Source organism: Tersicoccus solisilvae (genome assembly GCF_014643255.1).
In the GTDB taxonomy this organism is placed as follows: Bacteria; Actinomycetota; Actinomycetes; order Actinomycetales; family Micrococcaceae; genus Tersicoccus; species Tersicoccus solisilvae.
In genome coordinates this window covers 1-517 of sequence record NZ_BMJI01000106.1, presented here as the reverse complement: position 1 = coordinate 517, position 517 = coordinate 1, and the positions used below count along the sequence as shown (strand labels likewise).

The 517-nt window shown below is 49.3% G+C and carries 1 protein-coding gene; it reads left to right on the top strand.

The features are described from left to right. Window positions 1–97: 97 nt before the first annotated feature. On the top strand, window positions 98–517 hold a 420-nt coding region (locus tag IEX22_RS16465; RefSeq protein ID WP_229660126.1), incomplete at its 3' end, for a hypothetical protein.

Sequence of the window (517 nt, the reverse complement as noted above, 5' to 3'; positions counted from 1 at the left end):
CTGTTCTAAATTTTAAGCAATCAAGTATCTGCACCACACCACATTAAAATGGATTTGGTAGCTGTTTATTCCCGGCTACCCGACAGGGAGTCAAGTCATGCGCTTTACCACCAAAATAAAACTCATCAGTCTGCTTATCGTGCTGGTTCCTTTAGTATTGGCAACGGCTCTGGTCACTTGGCTTGCGGAAAAAGAACTCTATAATCAGGCCGAAGACAGGCTGCTGGCGGTCAGAGAGATCAAAGAGCGCCAGCTCGATGCCATGTTTGCCAACTTCGGCAACAATCTGGATGCGATCGCCGCCGTGCTCCAAAACAGTGATTCACTCAACAGTCTCAGCCAATCCCGCACCATGCTAGAAGCCCTCAATAAAGAGTTGGGCTTTTACGATATTTTCATCATCGAAGACTCAGGTCTGGTAAAAGATACCGCGACCCATGAAGCCGACTGGGGCAGTAACCTGCAAACCGGGCCTTATGCAGACTCAGGCCTCGGCCGCCTGTTTAGAAACGCTCTC